Origin of the sequence: uncultured Reyranella sp. (assembly GCF_945957355.1) — a bacterium.
Lineage (GTDB): Bacteria > Pseudomonadota > Alphaproteobacteria > Reyranellales > Reyranellaceae > Reyranella.
Map to the genome: position 1 here is coordinate 1 of NZ_CAMFKM010000045.1, position 7,030 is coordinate 7,030.

Annotated in this window: 8 protein-coding genes; 3 read left to right on the forward strand and 5 right to left on the reverse strand. The window is 65.8% G+C overall.

The genetic code is table 11. The annotated features are described in order from the left end of the window. The coding region (locus Q0Q48_RS28510) for an ABC transporter permease (RefSeq protein WP_295145843.1) at positions 1-823 on the reverse strand (823 nt) is incomplete at its 3' end. A gap of 135 nt (positions 824-958) precedes the next feature. Between Q0Q48_RS28510 and Q0Q48_RS28515 the strand changes: the two genes are divergently transcribed. Beyond that, on the forward strand, positions 959-1,414 hold the full coding sequence (locus tag Q0Q48_RS28515) for a metallopeptidase family protein (protein WP_295145845.1): 456 nt from the start codon (positions 959-961) through the stop codon (positions 1,412-1,414). A gap of 1 nt (position 1,415) precedes the next feature. Here Q0Q48_RS28515 and Q0Q48_RS28520 read toward each other — a convergent pair whose 3' ends face one another. From Q0Q48_RS28520 to Q0Q48_RS28535, 4 genes are read right to left on the reverse strand one after another with little or no spacing between them, the layout of a single operon-like run. Further along, positions 1,416-2,129, reverse strand: a complete 714-nt coding sequence (locus Q0Q48_RS28520) for a superoxide dismutase (RefSeq protein WP_295145847.1) — start codon at positions 2,127-2,129, stop codon at positions 1,416-1,418. A 33-nt stretch (positions 2,130-2,162) separates the two neighbouring features. Continuing rightward, positions 2,163-3,572: a DUF1254 domain-containing protein gene (locus Q0Q48_RS28525; RefSeq protein ID WP_295145849.1), complete on the reverse strand. Its 1,410-nt coding sequence runs from the start codon at positions 3,570-3,572 to the stop codon at positions 2,163-2,165. Then, positions 3,569-4,111: a mismatch-specific DNA-glycosylase gene (locus Q0Q48_RS28530; protein ID WP_295145850.1), complete on the reverse strand. Its 543-nt coding sequence runs from the start codon at positions 4,109-4,111 to the stop codon at positions 3,569-3,571. The genes Q0Q48_RS28525 and Q0Q48_RS28530 overlap by 4 nt, the downstream gene beginning before the upstream one ends. Then, on the reverse strand, positions 4,086-5,060 hold the full coding sequence (locus Q0Q48_RS28535; protein WP_295145852.1) for a tripartite tricarboxylate transporter substrate binding protein: 975 nt from the start codon (positions 5,058-5,060) through the stop codon (positions 4,086-4,088). The genes Q0Q48_RS28530 and Q0Q48_RS28535 overlap by 26 nt, the downstream gene beginning before the upstream one ends. A gap of 154 nt (positions 5,061-5,214) precedes the next feature. Between Q0Q48_RS28535 and Q0Q48_RS28540 the strand changes: the two genes are divergently transcribed. Together Q0Q48_RS28540 and Q0Q48_RS28545 are read left to right on the forward strand one after the other, a co-directional pair. Next, entirely contained in the window at positions 5,215-6,375 is a 1,161-nt protein-coding gene (locus tag Q0Q48_RS28540) for an acyl-CoA dehydrogenase family protein (protein WP_295145853.1), read from the forward strand. Then, on the forward strand, positions 6,372-7,030 hold a 659-nt coding region (locus Q0Q48_RS28545; RefSeq protein ID WP_295145855.1), incomplete at its 3' end, for a CoA transferase. The genes Q0Q48_RS28540 and Q0Q48_RS28545, both read left to right, overlap by 4 nt.

A 7,030-nucleotide genomic window follows, 5' to 3' on the forward strand; every position in this document is an offset into this window, starting at 1 on the left:
CCTGCACCACCGGGAAGTCGTTCTTGGCGATGCTCTCCCAGGCGAGGAAGCCGACACCATGCAGGGCGAACACCTGCTCGATGACGATCGAGCCGCCCAGCATGAAGCCGAGCTGGACCGCGGCAATCGCGACGACCGGAATGGCGGCGTTGCGCAGGGCATGCTTCAGCAGGATCGAGGCACGCGAGAGCCCCTTGGCGCGCGCGGTGCGGATGTAGTCGCTGCCCATCGCCTGGATCATGCCAGCGCGCGTGAGGCGGGTGAGGGCCGGGACCGCAGAGAAGGCCAGCACGATTCCCGGCATGACGAAATGTTCCCACGAACCGGTGCCCGAGATCGGCAGCCAGCCCAGCGTCAGACCGAAGAGAATCATCAGCAGGAGGCCCAGCCAGAAGGACGGCATGGCCTGGCCGATCAGGGCGACCATCTGGACCGCACGGTCGAAGTTGGTGTTCTCGCGGACCGCGGCCAGGATGCCCATGGGTATCGAGATCAGGAGCGCGAGCGAGAGGCCCGTCAGGCCGAGCGTCAGGGTCACCGGCATGCGCTCGGCGATCAGGCTCGAGACGCGTGTCTGGAAGAAGTAACTGTTGCCGAGATCACCGGTCAGCGCGCGCCCGACCCAGTCGAAGAACTGTTCGAGCACGGGACGGTCGAGACCGTAGGCCTTGCGGACCGCCTCGATATCGGCCGCCGTGGCGTTGGGACCTGCGATCGAAATGGCGAGGTCGCCCGACAGCCGTGTGAGGATGAAGGCGAGGGTCATGACCGTGGCCGCGACGAGCAGCGCCACGATCAGACGGCGGACGAGAAAACGAATCATGTGCGATGGCGAGCTTAATGCGGATCGATCGGGAAGGCGAACATGCGAATACCGCGCCAACTTCGAGATGGGAAGGTACACAACGGTCACGACGGGACGCTTGGCGCGGGCGCGCTGGTCCTATAAGGGGGAGTCATGCCGGTCTTCAACAATCCTCGGCGCATGCCCTGTTTCGGCCTGGCGCCCACACTGGAGGATTTCGAAGCGATTGCCGCCGAGGCGCTCGCGACGATTCCCGAGGAATTTCGTCGGCATATCGGCAACGTGCGCATCCAGATCGACGACTTCCCGAGCGACGAGGTCGAGAAGCAGATGGAACTCGAGACGCCCTTCGACCTGCTGGGTCTCTATCAGGGTGTGTCGATGATGGAACGTGGCGCCGGTCATGTCGCCAACGACATCGATCGCATCTTCCTCTATCGCCGTCCCATTCTCGATTACTGGTGTGAATCGGGTGAGGATCTGCCTCACATCGTGCGCCATGTCTTGATCCACGAGATCGGCCATCACTTCGGTATGAGCGACGACGACATGGAAGCGATCGAAGCCAAGGCCGAGGAAGAATCACAGCGCGTCCAGCCGAGCGCTTGAGTCAGACCCGCATCGCCTCGCGATAGAGTCGCTCGGCGTTCGTCCACCTGATCGCCCGCATGAAGGATTCGATGTACTTTGTCGCGTCGGTGCCATAGTCGGCCGCATAGGCGTGCTCATACATGTCCAATGCCAGCAGGGGCACGCCGCCGGCGGGCGCCATGGTATCGCTTTCGGCGCGGTAGTTGAGCAGGCGCTTGTCTCGCGGCGCATAGGCCAGGATCACCCAGCCGGTTCCCGAGGCGAGCGACTTGCCGATGCCGGCGAATTCCGCACTCCAGCGGTCGAGACTGCCGAAATCGCGTGACATCGCCTGGGCGAGCAGGCCCGACGGCTGGCTCGGCACCTCGCCCAGTCCATCGAAATAAATCTCGTGCAGGACCGTCGAATTCTGGGCGGCCTGCTCGGCGCGCTTCAGCTCAGCGAGATTTTCGGGCGACACGCTGGAAAAGTCGACCTTGGCCAGCGTCTCGCCGACTTCATTCAGTGCCTTCACTGCAGCGGCATATTCCCTGTCGTGGTGCGCGCGCAGAAGATCCGCTGACAGGCCTTTCACCTTGTCCGGGTTCACGGTCAGCGGTTTGGGCGTCGCCTTCGGTACAGGAACGGCACTCGCTACCTGCGGCGGCATCTGCTGGGCGCGTGCACCGGCCGCAATGGCGCCAATCAGCAGGCCGGCGCCCGCGGCCAGGGTGCGGCGGGAGATGTCGGTCATGGGGGCTCCTGCGTGTTGCTGGAGCAACGCCCTTCAGGGGGAGGAGTTGCGGCGCACGGGCGGCACGCGGTAGCGGCCGTCGACCATTGCATCGTCCGGCTGATAGGCACGCAGGACCAGCCGCATCGGTCCGGCCGGTGCGGGCAGCCAGTTGGCGGCACGCTCGCCTTGGGGGCTTTGGCGCTGGATATAGAGCGTGAGAGACCCGTCGCCGTCGCGGACCAGTCCGGGCGTGCGATCGCCGAGCGAGTAGCGGCCGATCGCATTGTCGACGAAGAAGGCGCGGCCCTCCGGCGTCACCTCGTAGGCCGACAGCGACCAGAAGGCGCGTGCCGGCGGCAGGCGATCCGCGGGAAAGGTGAGCGTGTAGCTCCGGGTGCCGGAGAGCGGCTGCCGGTCCGCATCGACGGCGCAGCTCACATAGACCGCCTCGCCGGGCATCAGGGCGCCGAGTGCTGTCAGTGCCGTAGCGGCGCGATAGAGATAGTCGTCGCCGAAATTGCCGAGATGCCGCTCGCCGTAGGTCCAGCCGTCGACCGTGCGCCCGCGCCCGGCGGCCGCGCGGATGTCTGCGTGACCCTGTTCGATGCCGGCGCGAATGGCGTGCCGCTCGATGTCGCTGAAGGAACGCTGGTCGAACTTGCGCCCCGGTTTCAGCTTCAGCGTTGCAAGTGCCTCGAACAGTGGACGGTCGCGTTCGGGCAGCGGGCTCTCGCCGAGCGCCCGCAGGCCGACGTCGAACAGGTCGAAGGGGTCGCCGGGATGGGCTGCTGGCCAGTCGGCAACGGGTTCGGGCGGCGCCTGCGTGCGGAAGCGCATCAGTTCGCCGGTCTCGAGGATGCGCCGCTCGTTGCGCATGTCGGGCGTCTCGAGCAGTACGCGGCTCTGCAGGATGCGCACGCGGTCGAGTTCGTCCGGCCCATCGACCAGGATGCGGCCGAGCAGCCACACCGAATTGGTGGGCGCGCGGACCAGCGTCACGTCGCCCGGCGCGTCGCCGTTCCACTTCGGGCCGACGATCATGTGCGTTGCCAGGCCGTTGCCCCTCGCGCGATGGCTGACGATGAGGAAGTTGTCGGTGAACAGGTCGATGAAGGCGTAGCTGTAGTAGAGATCCCCGACCGGCGGCACGGTCAGGAACAGCGGTTCCAGCGACAGGTCGAGCCAGGCGGAGGAATAGAGCGTATCGGCATTCGGCGTGGTGACGTCGCGCGTACGCGAGTCGGCGAGTGTCGGCATGTGACGGAAGCGGTTGAGCCGCTGGCGCTGCGGGTTCGTCTCGTCGACCGTCGCGCGCCAGCGGGCGCGGTACATCTCGTAGACCGGGAAGAGGTAGATCGTGGCGCGCCGCGCGAGGTCGCGCAGAGTCGTCTGCGTATCCTGCGCCCGCGCCCCGGCCGGCCACCCAATCAGGCCGGCCAGTGCGGCGCGCCGCCCGATCATGCGGTGCGCTCGCGCCGATGGCGCCGTTCGGCGACAAAGGCGGCGGCTTCCTTCCAGGGCGCCAGGGTCCAGAAGGAGCGGGCGCGGCCCGAGGGCGAAGCCAGCACGAAGGCCACTGCGCCTTCGAGGCGCTCTACCTGTCGTCCATAGGCCGGTGCCTTGATGCCCAGGGCGAGCGATGCGGCGTTCTTGGAGGTGAAGGCGATGGCGGCGGGCCGGAATCGCCGCAGCTTGGCGTGCAGCGACTTCGCATCCATCGCCTCGGGCGTCAGCTCATGATCCGATCCGACCTCGGTCTTGTTGAGGTCGGTGAGCCCGAGCCCCAACGTCAACAACTCGGGAAAACGCTGGGGTGTCAGCCGTTCCGGCGTCAGGCCGACCGCGTGCAGGGTCGGCCAGAAAGCATTGCCGGGATTGGCGTAGTAGGCGCGCGCCTTGAACGAGGCTGGGCTCGGCGCGGTGCCGCAGAACACCAGGTCGAGACCCGGTGCCAGCAGGTCCGGGATGAGATGACTATTCAGCCTTGATGCCCGCGGCACGGATGACCTCGCCCCAGCGCTTGATCTCGGTCTGGATGTAGGCATCGATCTCGGGAACGGTCATGACGCCGGGCTCGAAGCCGCCCGCCTTCATGCTCTCCATCACGTCGGGAGACTTCAGCGCCTTCTCCGTTGCAATCCGAAGCTTGTCCTTGATCTTCGCCGGCGTGCCGGTCGGCACAGCCCAGATCGACCAGGACGTCACGACCAGATCCGGCGAGACGGTCTCGGCGAAAGTGGGCGTGTTGGGCAGGACCGCCGAGCGCTTGGCACCGGTCGACGCCATCGGCTTCAGCTTGCCGGCGCTGACCTGGCCCATCAGCGAATCGATGTTGGAAATGACCATCGGCACGTGGCCGGCCAGCACGTCGGCCGCGGCTGCCGCGGCGCCGCGATAGCTGATGAAGGTGATGTCGACACCGGTCTTCTGCTTGAACAGCTCCATGGTGAGCGTCGGCGAGGTGCCGAGACCCGACGAGCCGAACGAATACTTGCCGGGTTCCTTCTTGGCTGCCGCGATCAGCTTGGGCAGTGTGTCGTGCGGGAAGTTGGGATGGCAGCACAGAAGGTTCGGCTGCGTGCCGATCCAGGCGACGGTCTCCAGGTCGGTGACGGCATTGTAGGCTGGCTTGCGGTAGAGATGCGGCACCAGTGCGTGGCTGCCGATGTTGCCCAGCAGCACCGAATAGCCGTCGGGCGGCGACTTGGCGACATTGTCGGCGGCGATCGATCCGCCTGCGCCCGTGCGATTTTCGACGACGAAAGTCTGGCCGAACTCGTCGGTGAGCTTGGCCGCGAGGCGCCGGGCGATATTGTCCTGCGAGCCGCCGGGGGTGAACGGGCAGACGATGCGCACGTTGCGATTGGGCCAGTCGTCGACCTGGGCGAGGGCGAAGGTCGGGACGAAGGGCAGCGTCGCCAGGCCGGCCGTGAAGTGACGTCTCCTCATTGCGTCTTTCCTTTTTGTTTGGAGTTTGTTGCTCGCGATGATGCACGAGGTGTGTCGCGCCGCCTAGGGCCGTCCCTCGCCTGGATTTCGTCCTGAGGTTCCGCGGTCTTGTCCGTCCCCTGCCGTTGGGCATGATGGATGTCGGGAGGACCGAATGAAGACGATCGACAAGGCCGACGAAGCCCAGCTGTTCGACACGATCGACCGGTGGATCGAGCGCGAGGTGGCGCCGCGCGTGAAGGAATTCGACCACGCCGACAAGTGGCCGGCGGAAATCGTCGAGCAGATGAAGGAGCTCGGCCTGTTCGGCGCCACGATCAGCCCGGAATATGGCGGGCTGGGCCTCCCGGCCACGACCTACGCCGAGATCGTGATGCGCATCTCCTCGGTGTGGATGGCGATCACCGGCATCTTCAACTCCCACTTGATGCTGGCGCTGGCCGTCGAGAAGTTCGGCACCCCGCGCCAGAAGGAACGCTGGCTGCCCAGGTTCGCGACGGGCGAAATCCGCGGTGGGCTCGCGCTCACCGAGCCCGATGCCGGCACCGATCTTCAGTCCATTCGCATGGTGGCGAAGCGCGACGGCAACGACGGCTACGTCATCAACGGCACCAAGACCTGGATCTCCAACGGCATCGAGGGCCATTGCTTCGCCATGCTGGTGAAGACCGATCCCGAGGCCAATCCGCGCCACACCGGCATGAGCCTGTTCATCACGCCCAAGGGGCCGGGCTTCACGGTCGGCCGCAAGCTGGAGAAGCTGGGCTACAAGTCGATCGATTCGGGCGAGCTGGTGTTCGAGGATTACAGAATCCCGGCCGATCATCTGATCGGCGAGGTCGAGGGCCTGGGCTTCGCGCAGGTCGCGGGCGGGCTCGAACTCGGCCGCATCAACGTGGCCTCGCGCGGCGTCGGCATTGCCGAGGGCGCGCTGCGGCTGGCTACGAGCTACTCCCAGATGCGCAAGACCTTCGGCAAGCCGATCTGCGAGCATCAGGCGATCCAGCTCAAGCTCGGCGAGATGGCGACGCGGGCCCGCGCCGCGCGCCTGCTGACGCTCGATGCCGCGGCGATCTTCGATCGCGGCGAACGCTGCGACATGGAAGCCGGCATGGCCAAGTACTTCGCCTCGGAGGCCGCACTCGAGAACAGCATCGAATCGATGCGCATCCACGGCGCCTACGGCTATTCGAAGGAATACGACATCGAGCGGCTCTATCGCGATGCGCCACTGACTTGCATCGGCGAGGGCACCAACGAGATGCAGCGCATCATCATCGCGCGGCAGCTGATCAAGCGGAACCCGATCTCGTGAGCCTGAACGGCAAGCCGCTCGAGGGCATCCGCGTCCTTACGCTCGAACAGTTCGGCGCCGGACCCTACGGCACGATGTTCCTCGCGGAACTCGGCGCCGAGGTGATCAAGATCGAGGCGCCCAAGGGCGGCGATCCCTCGCGCCAGGTCGGGCCTCACAAGCTCGGCGAGAACGACAGCGAGTATTTTCAGGCCTGGAACCTCGGCAAGAAGAGTGTGACCCTCGACATGAAGTCGGAAGAGGGACGTCGCCAGTTCGAGGCGCTGGTGAAGGGTGCCGACTGCGTCGTGAACAACATGCGCGGTACGCAGCCGGCCAAGCTCGGCATCGACTATGACAGCCTGAAGCACATCAAGCCGTCAATCGTCTGCCTGCACATCTCGGCCTATGGCCGGGACAACGAACGCAAGGATTGGCCGGGCTACGACTTCCTGATGCAGGCCGAAGCCGGGCTGATGGAGCTGACCGGCGAGCCCGACGGGCCGCCGACGCGGGTTGGTGTCTCGCTGATCGACAGCATGAGCGGGCTGACCGGCATCGTCGGCTTGCTGAGCTGCCTTTTGCGTGCCCGCACGACAGGAAAGGGCTGCGACGTCGACACCTGCCTCTACGACGTCGCCATGCACCAGCTCACCTATCCCGGCCTCTGGTACCT

What these genes read in the sequence shown, in the direction of transcription:
- Q0Q48_RS28515 (WP_295145845.1), top strand. Translation starts at nt 959, where the DNA reads ATGCCGGTCTTCAACAATCCTCGGCGCATGCCCTGTTTCGGCCTGGCG.
- Q0Q48_RS28535 (WP_295145852.1), bottom strand. Translation starts at nt 5,060, where the DNA reads ATGAGGAGACGTCACTTCACGGCCGGCCTGGCGACGCTGCCCTTCGTC.
- Q0Q48_RS28540 (WP_295145853.1), top strand. Translation starts at nt 5,215, where the DNA reads ATGAAGACGATCGACAAGGCCGACGAAGCCCAGCTGTTCGACACGATC.
- Q0Q48_RS28525 (WP_295145849.1), bottom strand. Translation starts at nt 3,572, where the DNA reads ATGATCGGGCGGCGCGCCGCACTGGCCGGCCTGATTGGGTGGCCGGCC.
- Q0Q48_RS28520 (WP_295145847.1), bottom strand. Translation starts at nt 2,129, where the DNA reads ATGACCGACATCTCCCGCCGCACCCTGGCCGCGGGCGCCGGCCTGCTG.